The sequence below is a fragment of the Staphylococcus sp. NRL 16/872 genome (genome assembly GCF_022815905.2).
Classification (GTDB): domain Bacteria; phylum Bacillota; class Bacilli; order Staphylococcales; family Staphylococcaceae; genus Staphylococcus.
Genome location: NZ_CP119329.1, coordinates 1 through 18,521, shown reverse-complemented (window position 1 = coordinate 18,521; position 18,521 = coordinate 1). Strand labels below are relative to the sequence as shown.

Sequence of the window (18,521 nt, the reverse complement as noted above, 5' to 3'; positions counted from 1 at the left end):
AAATTATTAATTAAATTTTTGCAAGCTACTGATCTATGTTATTTAGGGTACACCCTAATCATACAAAATAAGTTATTGAATTTATAGTAACTTAAACGTATGATTAGGGTGTATATTAATTGTGGAGTGAAAATGAATGATTATAGGTTACGCAAGAGTATCTTCGATAGATCAAAATTTAGAGAGACAGCTAGATAATTTGAAAACATTTGGCGTAGAGAAAATATTTACAGAGAAACAATCGGGAAAGTCAGTAGAAAATAGACCCGTATTTCAAGAAGCACTTAACTTTGTGAGAATGGGCGATAGATTTGTAGTGGAATCGATTGATCGCTTAGGTCGTAATTATGATGAAGTGATTAACACAGTTAATTTTTTAAAGGATAAAGAAGTTCAATTGATGATTACTAGTTTACCTATGATGAATGAAGTCATTGGCAATCCTTTATTAGATAAGTTTATGAAAGATTTAATCATTCAAATATTAGCAATGGTTTCAGAACAAGAACGAAATGAAAGTAAACGTCGACAAGCACAAGGTATTCAAGTTGCGAAAGAAAAAGGTGTGTATAAAGGGCGTCCGTTACTTTATTCAGCGAATGCTAAAGATCCTCAAAAACGTATTATTTATCATAGAGTTGTAGAAATGTTAGAAGAAGGCACAGCTATCAGTAAGATTGCGAAAGAAGTTAATATAACAAGGCAAACTGTTTATAGAATTAAACACGATAATGATTTGGTTTAATAAACTTTACTTCGATGCAAATGAGAGCTTCTCACAGCATCTCAAAACAGATAATAAAAATCTATGATGAGCTTTTAATAATATAACAAGAAAAGAGAGTGTAAATATGCGCTCTCTTTTGTCTATATTTTTTCTGATTAACGTTGATTTTATATGTATTTATTTAGCAATAAAATTAAAATTTACTATGCTTTGTAATCAAAAGAAAACTAAGCAACTTTTACATTGCTTAGTCTTTCTTCACTACCTTTTACTCTTCTTCTTGTTCTTTAATGAACTGTTCAATTTCTTTAATTTCTTCTTTTTCATATTCAAAATCTGGTACAATACCGAATTTTTTGTATCTATAATAATTAAATCTAGCAACTTGTCCAAAATCTGATTTTTTCCAATCTATATATCCAAATGATACATTCAATTTTCCTTCATTAGTAAAATTAAATTCACACGAAGTCCATGCTTCTTGATTTTCTTTTTTAAAGATGGCTCTTAATTTTCTGAATTTTTCTTGGACTTCTATCAATAAATCTATATATATATCTGAGGAAACGTTATATAATTCAGGAATATCACCACTGTAATATATTTTATTATCATTATTCTTAGTGAAAAAGAAAAAAGCTTCACTTCCTTCATCATTTATATATATTTTAAAATAAATATTTTGCCAACTATCTGGTATCATACCACTGACTTCATTAGCTATTTCATTATAAAGCTTACTTACTTGTTCTTCAAAAATCATTGCTATACCTCCTATATGTTATGAATATATCTAGAATGTCTTGCGCTACCTATTTCATATATAACTGAAAAGCCACTTGGTCTTTGACTCTGTCCCTCATATTTTACTTTAATTTTAATGTTTTTCACATCTTTGCCTTTGTCAATTGCTTTTTGCCATTCTTTCTCCATCTTATACCATTGACCATTCCCTTTAAATGAACGGTTGATGTATTTACTTTGAGGTACAAGATTGTCTATATCTTTAGAACCTCCGAATGCGCGTGCAATTAAATGACCACCGTCATCATCTGGTCATCGGTCTTCTCTTCCAACTGTTCGTTGCGCATATGAATTACGTCCGCCATTTTGAAATGATAGGTCATCCGCATATACTTCTTTAATACGACCTTTGTGATCCGTACGATATACATGTCCATGCGGTGTTGTATATTCGATGTTAGCTTCCTCTCTAAAATATTATATATATATATATTTAGCAATAAAATTAAAATTTACTATGCTTTGTAATCAAAAGAAAACTAAGCAACTTTTACATTGCTTAGTTTCTTCACTACCTTTTACTTTTCTTCTTGTTCTTTAATGAATTGTTCTATTTCTTTAATTTCTTTTTTTGCATAATCTAATTCAGGTATAATTCCGAATTTTTTATATTCATAATAATAATCTCTAGAAATTTGACCAAAACCTGAGTTTTTCCAATCGATATAATCAAAGGACACGTTTAAATTACCTTCATTATTAAAATCAAATTCACATGATGTCCATGGTTCTTGATTATTTTCTATAAATAGCTCTCTGAGCCTTTTAAATAATTTATAAAGAGTGAAAGATAACTCACTAAATATCTTTTCTGAAACATTATAATTTTTAGGAATAGCAGTATAGTAATGTAAGTCATCTCTACCAGGTATAGTATAATTAAAAGATACTTCTCCGCCTTCTTCATTAATATATGCCATTGTATATACCTGTTCCCATTCTGTTGGTATCATATCATTAATATGGTTCGCTATTTCCTGATACATTTCATTTAATTTCTCTTCAAATCCCATATTCATCACTCCTATTTACTCTTCCATCCCCATTTTTATCCATTCATCACAAAAATTCCAAAAGTTTTTTTGATACATTGGTGCTTCGTCGTCAAACCAAATTGTTGCGTCATCTATCCCTTTATCCACATCTACAACAATAAATCCACCCATACCAGAATCAAAAATTATATAAGATGTATCTAAATTTATTTTGGGTTCATCAATTTCTTCTAAAATTGCCCAATCATATTCATTTAAATTTTTAACCATACTTAATTCCAAAATGCCCATAGAGTCACTTGCAAAATAATAAAATCCATCATGAAGATTAGAATAAAAAGTTTGTAGTGAATTAGGCAGTTTATCATATATACAAGATATTTTTTTATTTTCATTAGGTATCTTACCTACATATATTCCTTCTTCTTTATTTTCAGTAAGAATGTTATACAAAATATAATAATCTTCGTTAACTTTTATACATTGGATATCAATTAAATGATTCTCTATATACCGAATTGTATTACTTAAATTCCCCCTACTACTTCTTTCCAATATTCAACTACTCTCTCAAGTCTATTCTCAGACAGCATAATATATTTCCAACGTTGAGGTATTTTTTCTAGTTCGTTTTCATTTAAAATTTTTATATTTTTATTGAATCTTTTTAAATATTGTAAATAATTCATATTTTATCTTCCTTAAATAAGAGTATTGTTAAATTAAGGTAGCCGGTTCACTAAAGATATTCTTCAATTTTCCGCTTTGTTATACCATCCATCAGTTTTTCTATATACTGTACATATTTATAAAATTAAGAAGTAAAAACTTTATTTGATAGGTAAATTAATCATTCTGTAAACCCTAAATATAACCATTCATCTAATATGTCCCATATATTTTCGTCATATATCGGTTCGTCATCATCAAACCAAATAATTGCATTAGAATGATCGTTGTATGCTTTTACAATTATATATCCGCCCATTCCTGTAGTAAAAACAATGCTATAATCATCTAAATCAAAATCTATATGAATATCTAAATCTGAAATGACACCCCAATCATATTCACTCATTACGTTAACATCTTTGATTTCTTGTAAACCCATAAATTTTCCTGGAAAGAAGTAAAATCCGTTATGAACTTCTTGATAAAATTTCTTTAAATCATTAGGTAACATTTCTAAATTTGTATTATCGCTATCTAGTCCTCCTAGATAATAAATAGTCTCATTAGTAGGGTGTTGTAAAATATATACAATATAATGCTGGTCTTTATTTTTTATCAATTCACAATCTTTTAAATTTCTAGACATATAATTCAATACATTTGATAATTTTTTGCTAAATCCATTTTTCCATATTTCAATGATTAAATTGACTTTTTGTGTTTTATCTTTAGTTGAAAGCACTCTTTTCCACTTATGTGGTATATTAGCTTTCTCATAATTCTCTACATAAACGAATGATGGATCAAATTGTTGAAATTCTTCCAAAATGCTCATTGTTTACCTACCCTTACACTAATATATTAATTAACATTTAAATCTATTTCAGAATATTATAGATAAAGCTATACGTCTATTAAAATTGTTAATCAACTATATAAATTAAGTTATTTTTATTCATCAAAAGAAAACTAAGCAACTTTTACATTGCTTAGTCTTTCTTCACTATCTTTTACTTTTCTTCTTGTTCTTTAATGAATTGTTCTATTTCTCTAATTTCTTCTTTCGTATAATCTAATTCAGGCAGAACACCAAATTTTTTATATCTATAATAATTAAACCGGTCATATTGTCCAAAATCTGAGTTTTTCCAATCTATATATCCAAATGATACATTCAATTTCCCTTCATTAGTAAAATTAAATTCACATGATGTCCACGTTTCCTGATTTTCTTTTTTAAAGACATCTCTTAATTTTATAAATTTTTCATGAACCTCTATCAATAAATCTTTGTATATAACTGGAGACACATTATATAGTTTTGGGATATCTCCACTATAATATAATTCATTCTCATTATTCTTAGTGTAAAAGAAAAATACTTCACTACTTTCATCATTTACATATGCTTTTAAATAAATATTTTCCCATTTGTCAGGTATCATGTCACTGACATCATTAGCGATTTCATTATAAAGATTACTTACTTGTTCTTCAAAAATCATTTTCTATTCCTCCTATATATTCTTAATGTATCTAGTTTGATTATATCCATTTATTTCATAATCAACTGAAAAACCACTTGGTCTTTGACTTCCACTCATAAATCCACGTTTATAATGGTCACTATATTCAACCTTTGTAAGATTTGGGTCTTCTTGATAATGAACATAGTTTGATAGTTTTCAAAAAAGGAAGTTAAGCTAGTTTCATTGCTTAACTTCCAAATGTAAATACCTACAACTTTATTAATGACTAAATTCTTAAGTTTTAGTCATTAATTGGCCCAGTTAATTCTGTAATTAATAGGATATGTTCTCGTATTTTTACTGTATCCATATGCTCTACTACTTCTTTACCACCTAAGGGTAATATAGGTACATATCCAAAGCATTCATCATAAGCTGGTGCTTCTTTTGTTTTTAATGCTTCGAAATACATTTGAGGTTCAATATGTGAATCACAAAAATATTTATCATTTTCATCAATAATTAATTTTATAGTTAAATTAAACATTTGCATTAAAACTTTTGTTTCTTTATATCGAAACTTTAAAATTCCCATAAATCCATCTTTTTTTCTACATAAATGATATCTCCTAATCCAGTTACAAATAATGGCACAGCATCCTTAAAAAATTGAGTTCCGTACTCCATCAAATCTGTATACTCTTCCGGATTTATACTTTTCATAAAACCTTCAAAAAATGTACCTAATCCGTAATCTTTCCAAAATTCTATGATTTCCTCTGATAATATATTTTCATACTTATTAATAATTTCTTGTGGTACATTTGCTACTTTTTTAAAATCTTTTATTTCTATCATTTGATCCTCCATTAATTTAAGCTTATATTTAAATATATTTTTTCTAGCTCTTTCTCATTAAATTTTTTACTTTGTTCTTTAATTTGATAATCCAAATCATCAATTTTGTATTTCCACTGACTTCCAAGAGATGAATTTATTTTTGTATCTCCTAACCCACCTATGTTATGTGCATACCCACCAGCTATCATATCTGGATTATGCAATGCTGCTTGTTTTTTTAACCAAATTTCACTTTGTTGTTCTGCTTCTTTTATAGAAACCCCAGAACTTAATAACTCTTGAAATTTTTCTTTATTGCTTTTTCTCGCATAAGCATTTGATAGTGTTTCGCTTCAATATCTCTTCCATTTTTGCTATATGAGGCATTATCAATACGTCTAATTCCATTATTTATTGACTCCATATCTTTTTTATTATCTTCACTTAGTTTATTAAAATCTGTAAATACTCTTCCATACAATAAATAATATTGAGAAACTAAAAAGTTACATGCAAAAATCATAATAATAGATACAATAAATACAAAATGGGAATCAGCAATATTGGGAATTATTATATATTCTATGATTTTTTGAACATATATTAATGATGCTATGACCTTTAATACTATTATTACTATAACCTTATCCACTCTTAACCAGTCTGGATAAAAGCTCATCAAAATTAGACTTAGAACATGGAACGTACTACATACAAATAAAGTAATAAATCCAACATACCAATATTTATCTAAATAATAATGATGTTCAGCTGCTACAAAAAAATACAAATTATATACTGTTACATAAGTAAAATAGCAAGTTAAAATATTAACTATTAAATATCTTCTTGCTTGTTTTATTGGGTTTGTTATTTTCCTTTCGAACATTTGTAATAATCCTAATACATTGATTACAAGCGAAATTGCCGTCGTAATTAATAAATATTTAGGTGTATTTTCTAATGTAAGGTTATAATGATATTGGATAGCTGCCGCTAATATAAACAATATTGACAACACGTTCATTACTTGTATAGATGGTTTTCTCATCTGTTTCAGTGAATCTTCCATTTAAAATTTACCTCCTTTATGAAAATATTGAGCTTATTGATTTTCCGAAATTTTTATTATTGATACTATCAGGTTATGTTGCAAAGTAAAAAATATAGCTAACCACTAATATATCATGCCAGTGTTCACTTAACTTGCTAGCATGATGCTAATTTCGTGGCATGGGGAAAATCCGTAGATCTGAAGAGACCTGCGGTTCTTTTTATATAGAGCGTAAATACATTCAATACCTTTTAAAGTATTCTTTGCCGTATTGATACTTTGATATCTTGTCTTTCTTACTTTAATATGACGGTGATCTTGCTCAATGAGGTTATTCAGATATTTCGATGTACAATGACAGTCAGGTTTAAGTTTAAAAGCTTTAATTACTTTAGCCATTGCTACCTTCGTTGAAGGTGCCTGATCTGTAACTACCTTTTGAGGTTTACCAAATTGTTTAATGAGGCGTTTGATAAACGCATATGCTGAATGATTATCTCGTTGCTTACGCAACCAAATATCTAATGTATGTCCCTCTGCATCAATGGCACGATATAAATAGCTCCATTTTCCTTTTATTTTGATGTACGTCTCATCAATACGCCATTTGTAATAAGCTTTTTATGCTTTTTCTTCCAAATTTGTTATAAAATTGGGGCATATTCTTGAACCCAACGGTAGACCGTTGAATGATGAACGTTTACACCACGTTCCCTTAATATTTCAGATATATAACGATAACTCAATGCATATCTTAGATAGTAGCCAACGGCTACAGTGATAACATCCTTGTTAAATTGTTTATATCTGAAATAGTTCATACAGAAGACTCCTTTTTGTTAAAATTATACTATAAATTCAACTTTGCAACAGAACCATTTAGGGTAAATAAATATTGAAAAAGAAAGGAAGATGTTTATGAGTCATATTAAAGGTATCAATCATATTGGTTTAACAGTACTAGATATTGAAGCAGCAACAACATTTTTAAAAGAAGCATTCGGCGCAAAAATTGCATACGATGCATTAACTTACGAAGACGAACCGAGAGAGGGCGCAGAAGTTGAACGTATGTTAGGTTTATCGAAAGGTGCTAGAATTGTACGTCAAAGAATGATCATCATTGGAAATGGTCCAAATATTGAAATGTTCGAAGTAGAAAGTAATAATCAAAAAGATCCACTTAAGTTAGAGGATTTAGGATTTAATCATATCTCATTAATGGTGGATGGTATTGAAGATGTACTAGAAGATGCTAGACGTGCAGGTGCTGAACCACTATCTGAAACACATGATAATTCAACTTATAAAGATTCAGAAGGTAGTAAAAGTGTGTACGTTAAAGCACCATTTAATGCCTTAATTGAATTACAAGCTATACCAAATGGTTATTATTATCCTGAAGATAGTGAAGCTAAAGTATTTATACCAGGGGAGTAATATTGCCCTTTGCAACTACTTAACTATTTGAAATTTTAAAAGCTATTCTATAAATACTATGGGATAGCTTTATTTTGTGTATGAAGATATTTAGTTTATTAGCGTTTATCCTAGATTGCAATAATAGTTATTAACAAACTGAAAATATTTATAATTAATGTAAAATTGCATTTTAAGTAATATTGTTGTAATATTGTAATCGAATCGTAACATATCAAATGTAAGGCGATTCGATTAAAGATGAGAGGAAGATTCATATGAATAGAACTGCCAAAGCAATTGTTAGTGCAACTTTAGCCATGGGAACAGTATTCGGAGTCGGAGCCTCAGTAGAACAACCACATCATAATCAAGCACATGCAGCTACTACACCATATTATACTTATAGTAGCTACGTTAATAATGATGGGTCATTTTTATTAAACAAGACATTTAAAAATGCTGTTAAGTATGGAAATGTTACTTTTAATGGAACGAAAATTGTTCCTCAATCAGGTACTAGCAGTAAATTGAATAATTTCAGTAAGTACGATCAATCATTCTTCTCAGTGAAATCCGGGAAAAAGACTGCAACATCTGTCCAAATTAAAGTGAATAACGTAACTATTAAACAATTAAAATCTGTATATGATAAAGATTTAGTAGAATAAGCAGATGTTCACGGTCATAAAAATCCTAATACTGATGCATATAAATTAGTTGGCGGTCAAAATGGTAATTATCATATGCCAGTAACATTTGTACAAAAGAACGGTAAAGTTCAATCAGTTAATATTGGATTTGAAGGCTCAGGAGCTTAAAATGTGTATAAATCACAATTTCAAAAAATAGTTGAAGTAACTTCTTTTTGGTTCTGTTGCAAAGTTGAATTTATAGTATAATTTTAACAAAAAGGAGTCTTCTGTATGAACTATTTCAGATATAAACAATTTAACAAGGATGTTATCACTGTAGCCGTTGGCTACTATCTAAGATATGCATTGAGTTATCGTTATATATCTGAAATATTAAGGGAACGTGGTGTAAACGTTCATCATTCAACGGTCTACCGTTGGGTTCAAGAATATGCCCCAATTTTATAACAAATTTGGAAGAAAAAGCATAAAAAGCTTATTACAAATGGCGTATTGATGAGACGTACATCAAAATAAAAGGAAAATGGAGCTATTTATATCGTGCCATTGATGCAGAGGGACATACATTAGATATTTGGTTGCGTAAGCAACGAGATAATCATTCAGCATATGCGTTTATCAAACGCCTCATTAAACAATTTGGTAAACCTCAAAAGGTAGTTACAGATCAGGCACCTTCAACGAAGGTAGCAATGGCTAAAGTAATTAAAGCTTTTAAACTTAAACCTGACTGTCATTGTACATCGAAATATCTGAATAACCTCATTGAGCAAGATCACCGTCATATTAAAGTAAGAAAGACAAGATATCAAAGTATCAATACGGCAAAGAATACTTTAAAAGGTATTGAATGTATTTACGCTCTATATAAAAAGAACCGCAGGTCTCTTCAGATCTACGGATTTTCCCCATGCCACGAAATTAGCATCATGCTAGCAAGTTAAGTGAACACTGACATGATATATTAGTGGTTAGCTATATTTTTTACTTTGCAACAGAACCAATTAATTTCAGTAGCGGTAAATCGTCTTAATGGGACTAAATTCATTTCATTTTTATAAATAACGGTTTCTCCACTCATATAAAATGCTCCTTTATAAAAGGCATGACAATATAAAAACTATGCCTTTTATGTGGCAAAACTATGCCTTTAACATTTCAAATCCGTTGTCGCTCTAAGGCACAACAGGTGCCTAAAAAGGTTTTAAAAAGATTTATAAAAAGATATTAAAAAGTTCCGGGCAATTTGCCCTTTAGGAAAATATTAAAAATAATTTATATCAATACTATAATTGAAAAATACTTTTCGATTGTTATAGTAAAGTTACATGAGTTAGGAGGACAGTTATATGCATTTTACAACTTTGACAGAAAAAGAATATGAAGATTTTATCAATAGTAGACCAGTACATTTTACGCAATCTATAGATCAATATCGATTTCGTAAAAATAAAAATAATGATGTTCATTTGGTTGGAGTTAAAGATAATGATGAGGTCATAGGTGCTTGTTTACTATCTGAAGCAAGAGCGTTAAAAATATTTAAATATTTTTATTCTCATAAGGGGCCGGTTCTTGACTATAATAATAAAATACTTGTTGATTGTTTTTTTAAAGGATTAACTAAATATTTGAAAAAACACAGAACATTATTTGCATCATTGGATCCGTATATTTTAGAAAACATTAGAAATACAGACGGGGAAATATTACACTCCTTTAATAATACAAATTTAATATATCAACTTTCAAAATTAGGATATAAACATCAAGGATATACAGTCGGTTATTCTCAAAAAAGTCAGATTCGTTGGTTGTCTGTATTGAATTTAAAAGATAAAAGTAAAGATACTATATGGAAAGATATGGAATATCAAACACGACGTAATATCAAGAAATCCTTAGAAATGGGAGTTGAAACAATTACATTAGATATATCTGAAACACAACGGTTTTATCGTTTGTTTAAAATGGCTGAAGAAAGACATAATTTTAAATATAGAGAGAACCCTTATAAATTTTTTAAAGAAGCTCAAGTAATGTATCCACAAAATTCAATGATTAAGTTATCTTATATTAACTTACAGAATTATTTAAAACAGCTTGAAATTACAAAGGTAAAATTAAATAAATCAATGGAAATGATAAAAGATAAGCTCAAAGAAAACCCGAATTCTAAGAAGAGTAAATCTCAACATAAACAATTAGAACAAAAACTTCAAAGTAATAAAAAGAAAGTTCAAGAAGCACAAAGTTTAATTGATAGTGAAGGTAATATTTTAGATTTAGCAGCTGCTTTATATATATATAATAAAGATGAAGTTTACTATCTTTCGAGCGGTTCAAACCCTAATTTTTACCAATTCAAAGGAGCATACGCATTACAATGGGACATGATTCAATTTGCACTAGATCATCAGATTCCAAGATATAATTTTTATGGAATTACAGGAGACTTTAGTAAAGATGCTGATGATTATGGAGTACAACAGTTTAAAAAGGGATTTGGTGCACATATTGAAGAATATATTGGAGATTTTATTAAGCCTATACATCCATTGTTTTATAAAGTTTATCAAATTTTGAATAAATAAATTGATTGTAATATCTTTATACATAATAGATGAAAAAGATTATAAGTGACAGAATTTAAAAATCTCCCTTTTAACATCCCAAATCCATTGTCCCTCTAGGACTCAAAAGGTGCCTAAAAAGATATTAAAAAGTTCGGGGCAATTTGCCCCTCAAAATTCAAAAAACAAAAAGGAAACCAACCATAAAAAATGGTTGGTTTTGATTAATAAAAATCATTTACTTATTGCATTATTCCAATTGCTTTATTGACATTGAGCCTCTGCCCCCTTAACAAACCCCAAAACTGTCGACTCGTCGGGTTAATAGCTCACGCTATCCAGACATTCGTCGAATCAGTTTAGTTAAGGGGGCTTCTCAATGCACAATAAATTTTCTCGGCATAATAGCGTTATTTCTTTTTGTTTGAACGATTAATCAAGTAATAACTTAAAAGTCCACTCATTAATATAAACAAAAATATAAGCATTTCAGATCTCCTTTTATAAAAAATGTTTAATTCTATTTCTAAACTAATTTAAACCATATACAGCGTTTTTTCATGATAAGTTATTTTTTTAATACTGATTAAGGTTAAAGTCGCTCATACGCTTTTAAAATGGCATATATGAGTAAACTAAATAAGATGTAAGGGACAAAATAAAACATCACGATTAGATATCGCCATGCTGAATGACCTGTTTTTAAAACGTGATTAATCCAGTCATAAAAATGTTGTACGCCTAATAAATCACCTAATGGACTTAAGACTACAAAAGTAATCATTACTAAGGCGACGATGAAAAACATGGCTGTAAACCCTTTAGTTAAACGATTGAATGCTTGATCATATTGTTTTATTGCTGTTTCATTCGTTTCGATGCGCTCATCAAACATTTTTTATAGTCATCATGTGCTTTTTGTAGGTCTGATTGATGATTTTGAAACTGTTTAACTAGATTTTGTGTTTGTGATTTCACATCTTCTAATTCTTGTTGGATTGCTGATTGAAAATCTTGTTTTAAATTATTGTTATTAATACGTTCCACATAGTGTTTTGCAACGCTAATAAATCTTTTTTGTGTTTTTTCTGTGGCTTGATTAAAGTTCAAGGCCGTGGTCTCTATCGTTGTCAATAATTGTTCGTGACGCTTGTTTCGCTCGTTCTCTCTCTTCTCGATCTCTTCGAGCCTTTTCATCAGCAAGTCTTGCTGACTCTGCAGCTTGTCTGCGACGCTCAAGCTCATTTGTGTCTTGGGCGAATTTATCCCAATCTGATTGAGTGACGCCTGTATCTCGTTGAGCTGGTTCATCACGGTTTGAAGTTGGTCGTTTTGGCTGGATGTCGTTGTCATCTTCTCGTTCTTGCTGTTGTCGTTGTATTTTTCTTTCAAAGCCATCTTCTATACCCCCTTTGTTATAATCTTCACCTAATCGACGGCCACGGACTTTTTTATCTTCAGCTAGATGTCGATAGGTAATGCTCTTAGGTGTAACTCGTGCAATTTCAATGCCATATTGACTTAAATGGTCTTTGAATTCGTCCATATTTGTGGCTGTTGATTGGTCGATTGCTTCACGTATCTCATCTTTCCATGAATATTGGGCGGTTGATTTTGTATTAGGGTCAGCAATCGCTTTTTCTGTTTGTGTATAACGTAAGCGTGCTGTATCTTTTTCTGGCACGCTTAAGCCATGTTCACGACATATGTCGTCATTAAAGTCTCTTAAATCACGTAAGGCTTGCTTATTGTTGTTAAATTTCTTCCCTGTCTCAAGGTCAATTGAATTAATCACAATATGATTGTGTACATGATCCGTATCGTTGTGTGTATAGACAGCGACTTGATGATTAGGTGCAAATTTTTCAGCTAATGCTAAGCCTAATTGATTACATTGTTCTGGGGTTACTTCGCCTGGTTTGAATGATTGAATAATGACATGGCCTTCATTGCTCCCTATTTTACCATAGAGTTCACGTGTGGCTTTAAAACTACTTTTGGCATAGTCTATGTCGCAATTTAAGCCACTTTTTTCTTCAGCTCGTTTTTCAGCGTAATTGATGGCACGTGACGTTGATTTCGTTGCACTTAATTTAGTTGTTGCCATATGTCATCCAACCTTTCACGTAATTCATTGATGTTACGTTCTAATGCGCTATAATTCGGAGCGTCATATTGATGTTGATGACAATATTTCGCAATTTGATTGGCATTCGCCCCTAATCGACTTAAATCTTTGGCAATCGATTGTCGCGTTTTTTTATCAAATTTAGGTGCGACCAATCGACTGCCTTGTGCCTTTTTCTTAACGAAAGCAGGCACACTCATATTTAAAGTTTCAGCCGACTGCTTTAACTTTAAATATTCGGATTCGCTCACACGAAAACTAATTTGTTTCGGCTCCTTACGGTTGGGTTTATGGTTTTGCCCAACAGTTTCGTCGCTAGCCACTCACGTGGTATCGACGCCTGCTTGTTGGGGAATATCCCCAAGCCCCTTAGGATTTTTCTACGAAAAAATAAGTGGCTAATTGCTAGCCATTAAAGCTACATAATATTAACAATTAAAAATTTCATTCATACAAATATTATTTTATGTTAATTTAAATTTGAAAAGGAGATGGTGAAAATAAATAAAGGAACTTTTAAAAAAACTTTTAAAATAACATTAGTTGCAGTTTTGATTTTATTGTATTTCTTATTTTCATTAAGCGACAAATATAGTATTATCTTACTTTGTTTTTCAGCTATTATTTTAGGGACAATTATTCATTTTTTAGTAGAATTTATTGGTGATTATTTATATAAAAAAAAATAAAAGGAGCGTAATTTACTTGATTAGAAAAATGTCTTTTAAATTATTATTAGTATGTACTTTAATTTTATCAGTAATATCGTTTTCATTTATTAACCTTGTAGATGCATCTGAAAATTCTCAAAAAAGCAATGAAATTCCTACCTTTGAAGAGGTAAATGAAGAGGTAAACTTCATGTATAAGGAAGCAGTAACTTATGATGAAAACAATAATCCCTTAGGTATTGATTATAATAAAGTTCAAAAAAGATATGGAACTATTCCTCAAGAATATAAGCAACTTGAAAGTGATATAACAAAAGCAAGAGCCAAAGCAAAAGAACAACAGCAATCTGGAACTTCTACTCGTGCAGTAGGAGATAATTATAATGGGAGATGGGAATGCAATGCAAAAGAACTTGCTAATCAAATAGGTTCATCTATACCTCCCGCAGTAATTACGGCTGTAATTGATTATTGGGAACAGGGACAAAAACAAAAAGCTTTTAATAAAATAATTAAATCAGGTTTAAGAGGTAATGCAGTAGGTATAGCTTATACAATCATTTCAACTGATGTACAATGTTCAATGAAATATGGATATTTATAACTAATTGTTAGTTAACATCTCCTTTTCTTATGATTATCGTTTATGCAGGTTTTATACATCATTGATCTGATGCGTTTTCAGTCGTTTTCATTAGTTAGCATCTTGTATCTTTATTCAAAGTATCGTTTTAAATTCTAGAATTTTGCTATACTAAAAAAGCACTTCCTGTGTAGAAAGGAGGTGCCACATCTAATGGTTGTCGTTCTGTTTGTTATGAAATATATCGTATGTCCAATTATTGTTGGTCGTGTTCTTTACTTATTGAACAAAGAACATAAACGATAAAAAAGAAACCCCAGCATAGGCTTTGGTCGGCATGCTAGGGTTTTCACATCTAATGATGTATCTGTCTGTTTGTTAATTTCAGTATATCTTCCATAGTATCTTTTGTAAACTTTCTAATCTTCCCAATCTAGTACTAATTGTTGTCTAAATGCTTGTTGTTGTTCTTTTAATAGTGCTTTTCTGGTTCTGTTGCAAAGTTGAATTTACAGTATAATTTTAACAAAAAGGAGTCTTCTGTATGAATTATTTCAGATATAAACAATTTAACAAGGATGTTATCACTGTAGCCGTTGACTACTATCTAAGATATGTATTGAGTTATCGTGATATATCTGAAATATTAAGGGAACGTGGTGTAAACGTTCATCATTCAACGGTCTACCGTTGGGTTCAAGAATATGCCCCAATTTTATATCAAATTTGGAAGAAAAAGCATAAAAAAGCTTATTAAAAATGGCGTATTGATGAGACGTACATCAAAATAAAAGGAAAATGGAGCTATTTATATCGTGCATTGATGCAGAGGGACATACATTAGATATTTGGTTGCGTAAGCAACGAGATAATCATTCAGCATATGCGTTTATCAAACGCCTCATTAAACAATTTGGTAAACCTCAAAAGGTAGTTACAGATCAGGCACCTTCAACGAAGGTAGCAATGGCTAAAGTAATTAAAGCTTTTAAACTTAAACCTGACTGTCATTGTACATCGAAATATCTGAATAACCTCATTGAGCAAGATCACCGTCATATTAAAGTAAGAAAGACAAGATATCAAAGTATCAATACGGCAAAGAATACTTTAAAAGGTATTGAATGTATTTGCGCTCTATATAAAAAGAACCGCAGGTCTCTTCAGATCTACGGATTTTCCCCATGCCACGAAATTAGCATCATGCTAGCAAGTTAAGCGAACACTGACATGATATATTAGTGGTTAGCTATATTTTTTACTTTGCAACATAACCTAATTAGGTACATAAGGGTGGGTGTTATGAAAACTATTAAAATGGTTGCCGATGAATTAGGTGTAACTAAACAAACTATTGTTAATAATGCTAAAAGTTTAAATATATCTTTTGAAAAAAATGGAATTAATTATATTAATGATAATGATTGTTTGAAAATTATAGAAAAAATTACTAAGAAAGAAAGTACAACCCAAAATAAAAAAGCAGTAAAAAAAGAATTGTTTGATGAAAATACTGCAAAAGTAGAAAAGTATATATAATAATTCAAATAGTTCTGAGACATTAAAAACAAAAGTAAACGAATTAGAAAAGCAAATAGAAATCTTTGAAACTAGAGTTAAAAACGATGAAAAATATATTGAGAATCTAACTAAACAATTAGATCAACAAAATAGCAATGTTAGAAAATAATGTTGTTTTCTATCTTTCACACTGCTTCTCTCAACTATCAAATCAGTCAACTCTTTTTTAGTTTTCATTTATTTATTAATATGAATAAAAGACTTCGTTTCCTAAAATAAAACTATCATCAATTTTACCTCTCAAATCATCAACTGATGATAATGTTTGTAATTCTCTTAAGCTCATTTCTATGTACCATCCAAGTAAATTTAATTTTACGTTATAATTTGACATTGTTGCTTCAAAAATATCTACTGTAGCAGAAGAATTACCCTCGATTAATTTACTTTCATTATCAATTAATCTATCAGCCAATGTACTTGAATTTCGAATTAATCTAGCAATATCATCAAAAACATCACTAGCATTTTTACCTGTTGATGTCGTTAATTGACGTTCTCCAAAATCTAATGTACTATGATATTTTAATGCATGTACAATCATTTTATCTACTGCAATAGTGCCATCAATTGATGGTTTTTCAATGTGTTTTTCTTGATGATTTTGATACTCTTTATAAGTTTCTTTTTTTCCATCTTCTCTAAACATATCTTTGATTTTATTTTTGATCATGCTATACAAGATATAAAAATTAAAAGTACGATTATTGCAAGAACTACCTCACCCATTTTCATTTGCTCCTCATTATCATTTTTTCTCTATTATCCTGCAATTAATTGAATTTTTAAAGTGATTATTTAAATCTATATTGAGCTTCTATGTTTTAATGGAGATAATTATGAAAAAGATTATAGCCTTATTTTCAGCAATATTATTAGTTGCTGGTTCTAGTAGTCCTACTAAAAAAGCTGAATGTAAGTGGCAAAACGAAAATGGTGATAGAGTAGTAATACCTTTTTTAGGTTGCTGGTTTAAATAAAATTGAATATAGCTAGAATAACTTTCATTTAAAAGTTGTTCAGATTCAGCAGCTATTGTATTGAAAACCAGTGATGACTTACCTGAACCAGAACGTCCTGTAAATACTGTAATCAAATGTTTAGGTATAGTTATATCTATATTTTTTAAATTATTCTGTGAAGCTCCTATGATAGTAATATCATTCATAAATTCACCCTCCATTATAATTTTTATCAATTGATTAAATTATCACACTAACTTAATTTATCTTTTTCTTATTACGCATAAGTGTTCCTCTTTTTTTTAATAGCAGTATGCTATGTTGTGACATTGTGTTGATGTTATTTTGTTGTCCCCTCCCTTACTTTCGTTTGATCTAGGTGGTTGCCTTAGCAACCACCTGTTAATAAAAAAAGAGAACATCTATTTAAAGATGCTCTCTAATTAAATCATTATTGATTAAATAAAGAAGTGATTGGTAAATGATCACGTCGTTTATTAAGCGTATGCATTTCAGCGAATTCAGACTTAAGAGATTTCATTAAGTATCCTTGCATTGATTCAACGGTTTCATTTTTTTGAATAAGCATAGCTTTGAAACGTTTAAGAACATGAAGTATTTCTATTTCCATATCTTCTAACAAGTAGTAGCTATCAATCGTATTGTTGAAAGATGTTTTAGCTTTTAATAATACAGTTTTGATAATTTTAATTTCAGCTACAGAAAAGTTACTTAGATAATTTTGAATACTTTGTGGTAGTTCTTCTAATAATTGAAATTTTAAAGCTTCATCATTAAAGTTTGGATTATAGTGATTCGAATGATTTGTGTGATTACTAGGAAAAGTTAGTTTATTATCATTCAAATCATACGTATCATTATAATCAGTCTTAATATAATCAGGATCATTATAATCAGTATCATTAGACTGTGAATTTGGAAGTTCTTGACCACTTAAATTCACAGTTCTAGAACTTCCAAATTCATTGTTCTGGAACTGTGAATTTGGAAGTTCCTTGCTATGACTGGCTTTAATGTCATAATTAGGTTTTAATAGGTATAATCTATTTGGTTTATTAAGGCCAACACGTTCTTGAGTTAGTAAATTAAAACTTATTAACTCTTTTTTTAATTTTATAATTTTTTGTTCTGCATAACCTAAGTATTCGCACAAATGTTTATTACTGAAAATAAAGTAAATGTTATTATTTTTATCTACCCATTCATTTTGGATGGATAATTCAAAGCGATCTTTTAATAACGCATACATAATTTTGGCTTCCGCCGACATTTTTTTAAAATATGCATCTTCGAATAAATATTTAGGTAGTTGATAAAACCTTTCAGTTTTTACTTGTGATAAATTGTATTTTTCAAAATTGGGCAT

21 protein-coding genes and 8 pseudogenes are annotated in these 18,521 nt (G+C 29.7%); 9 read left to right on the top strand and 20 right to left on the bottom strand.

Going from position 1 to position 18,521, the window contains the following annotated elements; all coding sequences use genetic code 11:
- Positions 1–136 precede the first annotated feature (136 nt).
- Complete coding sequence (locus MT340_RS12760) at positions 137–745, top strand: recombinase family protein (RefSeq protein ID WP_243603958.1); 609 nt, start codon at positions 137–139, stop codon at positions 743–745.
- A gap of 250 nt (positions 746–995) precedes the next feature.
- Here the strand turns inward: MT340_RS12760 and MT340_RS12755 are convergent, their stop codons facing one another.
- From MT340_RS12755 to MT340_RS12700, 12 genes and pseudogenes are all read right to left on the bottom strand, one after another.
- The gene (locus MT340_RS12755) at positions 996–1,490 is read right to left on the bottom strand and encodes a TIGR01741 family protein (protein WP_481906667.1); all 495 of its coding nucleotides are present in this window, start codon (positions 1,488–1,490) and stop codon (positions 996–998) included.
- An 11-nt stretch (positions 1,491–1,501) separates the two neighbouring features.
- A pseudogene (locus MT340_RS12750) lies at positions 1,502–1,936 on the bottom strand (DNA/RNA non-specific endonuclease); the annotation flags it as partial.
- A gap of 113 nt (positions 1,937–2,049) precedes the next feature.
- The gene (locus tag MT340_RS12745; protein ID WP_243590295.1) at positions 2,050–2,544 is read right to left on the bottom strand and encodes a TIGR01741 family protein; all 495 of its coding nucleotides are present in this window, start codon (positions 2,542–2,544) and stop codon (positions 2,050–2,052) included.
- Between the two features lie 15 nt (positions 2,545–2,559).
- Complete coding sequence (locus MT340_RS12740; RefSeq protein ID WP_243590294.1) at positions 2,560–3,081, bottom strand: hypothetical protein; 522 nt, start codon at positions 3,079–3,081, stop codon at positions 2,560–2,562.
- A complete protein-coding gene (locus MT340_RS12735) occupies positions 3,054–3,215 on the bottom strand; it encodes a hypothetical protein (RefSeq protein WP_243590293.1) in 162 nt (53 codons plus the stop codon). The genes MT340_RS12740 and MT340_RS12735 overlap by 28 nt, the downstream gene beginning before the upstream one ends.
- A gap of 161 nt (positions 3,216–3,376) precedes the next feature.
- Positions 3,377–4,033, bottom strand: a complete 657-nt coding sequence (locus tag MT340_RS12730) for an SMI1/KNR4 family protein (RefSeq protein ID WP_243590292.1) — start codon at positions 4,031–4,033, stop codon at positions 3,377–3,379.
- A 175-nt stretch (positions 4,034–4,208) separates the two neighbouring features.
- Complete coding sequence (locus MT340_RS12725; protein ID WP_243603957.1) at positions 4,209–4,703, bottom strand: TIGR01741 family protein; 495 nt, start codon at positions 4,701–4,703, stop codon at positions 4,209–4,211.
- Positions 4,704–4,968: 265 nt separating this feature from the next.
- The gene (locus tag MT340_RS12720; RefSeq protein WP_261369522.1) at positions 4,969–5,214 is read right to left on the bottom strand and encodes a T6SS immunity protein Tdi1 domain-containing protein; all 246 of its coding nucleotides are present in this window, start codon (positions 5,212–5,214) and stop codon (positions 4,969–4,971) included.
- 35 nt (positions 5,215–5,249) lie between these two features.
- A complete protein-coding gene (locus MT340_RS12715) occupies positions 5,250–5,525 on the bottom strand; it encodes a GAD-like domain-containing protein (RefSeq protein ID WP_243590290.1) in 276 nt (91 codons plus the stop codon).
- Between the two features lie 11 nt (positions 5,526–5,536).
- Complete coding sequence (locus tag MT340_RS12710; RefSeq protein WP_243590311.1) at positions 5,537–5,782, bottom strand: polymorphic toxin type 15 domain-containing protein; 246 nt, start codon at positions 5,780–5,782, stop codon at positions 5,537–5,539.
- Between the two features lie 173 nt (positions 5,783–5,955).
- Positions 5,956–6,579, bottom strand: a pseudogene (locus MT340_RS12705) (DUF5079 family protein); the annotation flags it as partial.
- Between the two features lie 129 nt (positions 6,580–6,708).
- Positions 6,709–7,382, bottom strand: a pseudogene (locus MT340_RS12700) (IS6 family transposase).
- 97 nt (positions 7,383–7,479) lie between these two features.
- Here MT340_RS12700 and MT340_RS12695 point away from each other — a divergent pair.
- The 3 genes and pseudogenes from MT340_RS12695 (at position 7,480) to MT340_RS12685 (ending at position 9,580) form a co-directional block, all read left to right on the top strand.
- Positions 7,480–8,001 carry a VOC family protein gene (locus MT340_RS12695; protein WP_243590289.1) on the top strand — a complete coding sequence of 174 codons (522 nt, stop codon included), beginning with the start codon at positions 7,480–7,482 and terminating at the stop codon, positions 7,999–8,001.
- 257 nt (positions 8,002–8,258) lie between these two features.
- The gene (gene isaB / locus MT340_RS12690) at positions 8,259–8,651 is read left to right on the top strand and encodes an immunodominant staphylococcal antigen IsaB family protein (protein WP_243590288.1); all 393 of its coding nucleotides are present in this window, start codon (positions 8,259–8,261) and stop codon (positions 8,649–8,651) included.
- A gap of 255 nt (positions 8,652–8,906) precedes the next feature.
- Positions 8,907–9,580, top strand: a pseudogene (locus MT340_RS12685) (IS6 family transposase).
- Between the two features lie 38 nt (positions 9,581–9,618).
- Here the strand turns inward: MT340_RS12685 and MT340_RS12680 are convergent.
- Positions 9,619–9,717: pseudogene (locus tag MT340_RS12680) on the bottom strand (replication initiation protein); the annotation flags it as partial.
- 268 nt (positions 9,718–9,985) lie between these two features.
- On the opposite strand from MT340_RS12680, the gene MT340_RS12675 reads away from it, so the two are divergent.
- Entirely contained in the window at positions 9,986–11,230 is a 1,245-nt protein-coding gene (locus MT340_RS12675) for an aminoacyltransferase (RefSeq protein ID WP_243590287.1), read from the top strand.
- A gap of 571 nt (positions 11,231–11,801) precedes the next feature.
- Here MT340_RS12675 and MT340_RS12670 read toward each other — a convergent pair.
- The 4 genes from MT340_RS12670 to MT340_RS12655 are packed head-to-tail and all read right to left on the bottom strand — an operon-like array spanning position 11,802 to position 13,660.
- Positions 11,802–12,104 (bottom strand): mobilization protein, encoded by a 303-nt coding sequence (locus tag MT340_RS12670; protein WP_243603956.1) that lies wholly within the window; start codon positions 12,102–12,104, stop codon positions 11,802–11,804.
- Positions 12,065–12,319 (bottom strand): hypothetical protein, encoded by a 255-nt coding sequence (locus MT340_RS12665; RefSeq protein ID WP_243603955.1) that lies wholly within the window; start codon positions 12,317–12,319, stop codon positions 12,065–12,067. The genes MT340_RS12670 and MT340_RS12665 overlap by 40 nt, the downstream gene beginning before the upstream one ends.
- A complete protein-coding gene (locus MT340_RS12660) occupies positions 12,309–13,316 on the bottom strand; it encodes a relaxase/mobilization nuclease domain-containing protein (protein ID WP_243603954.1) in 1,008 nt (335 codons plus the stop codon). Before MT340_RS12660 ends, MT340_RS12665 begins: the two co-directional genes overlap by 11 nt.
- Entirely contained in the window at positions 13,298–13,660 is a 363-nt protein-coding gene (locus MT340_RS12655; protein WP_243603953.1) for a plasmid mobilization protein, read from the bottom strand. Before MT340_RS12655 ends, MT340_RS12660 begins: the two co-directional genes overlap by 19 nt.
- A gap of 382 nt (positions 13,661–14,042) precedes the next feature.
- On the opposite strand from MT340_RS12655, the gene MT340_RS12650 reads away from it, so the two are divergent.
- From MT340_RS12650 to MT340_RS12640, 4 genes and pseudogenes are all read left to right on the top strand, one after another.
- A complete protein-coding gene (locus MT340_RS12650; protein ID WP_243590284.1) occupies positions 14,043–14,612 on the top strand; it encodes a hypothetical protein in 570 nt (189 codons plus the stop codon).
- A gap of 523 nt (positions 14,613–15,135) precedes the next feature.
- A complete protein-coding gene (locus MT340_RS12925; protein ID WP_481906668.1) occupies positions 15,136–15,348 on the top strand; it encodes a hypothetical protein in 213 nt (70 codons plus the stop codon).
- 9 nt (positions 15,349–15,357) lie between these two features.
- A pseudogene (locus MT340_RS12645) lies at positions 15,358–15,809 on the top strand (IS6 family transposase).
- 84 nt (positions 15,810–15,893) lie between these two features.
- Positions 15,894–16,272, top strand: a pseudogene (locus MT340_RS12640) (DUF536 domain-containing protein); the annotation flags it as partial.
- Between the two features lie 84 nt (positions 16,273–16,356).
- Here the strand turns inward: MT340_RS12640 and MT340_RS12635 are convergent.
- From MT340_RS12635 to MT340_RS12625, 3 genes and pseudogenes are all read right to left on the bottom strand, one after another.
- Complete coding sequence (locus MT340_RS12635; protein WP_243590283.1) at positions 16,357–16,845, bottom strand: hypothetical protein; 489 nt, start codon at positions 16,843–16,845, stop codon at positions 16,357–16,359.
- Positions 16,846–17,130: 285 nt separating this feature from the next.
- Positions 17,131–17,340 (bottom strand): annotated as a pseudogene (locus MT340_RS12630) (hypothetical protein); the annotation flags it as partial.
- Between the two features lie 245 nt (positions 17,341–17,585).
- A complete protein-coding gene (locus tag MT340_RS12625; protein ID WP_243603952.1) occupies positions 17,586–18,521 on the bottom strand; it encodes a replication initiator protein A in 936 nt (311 codons plus the stop codon).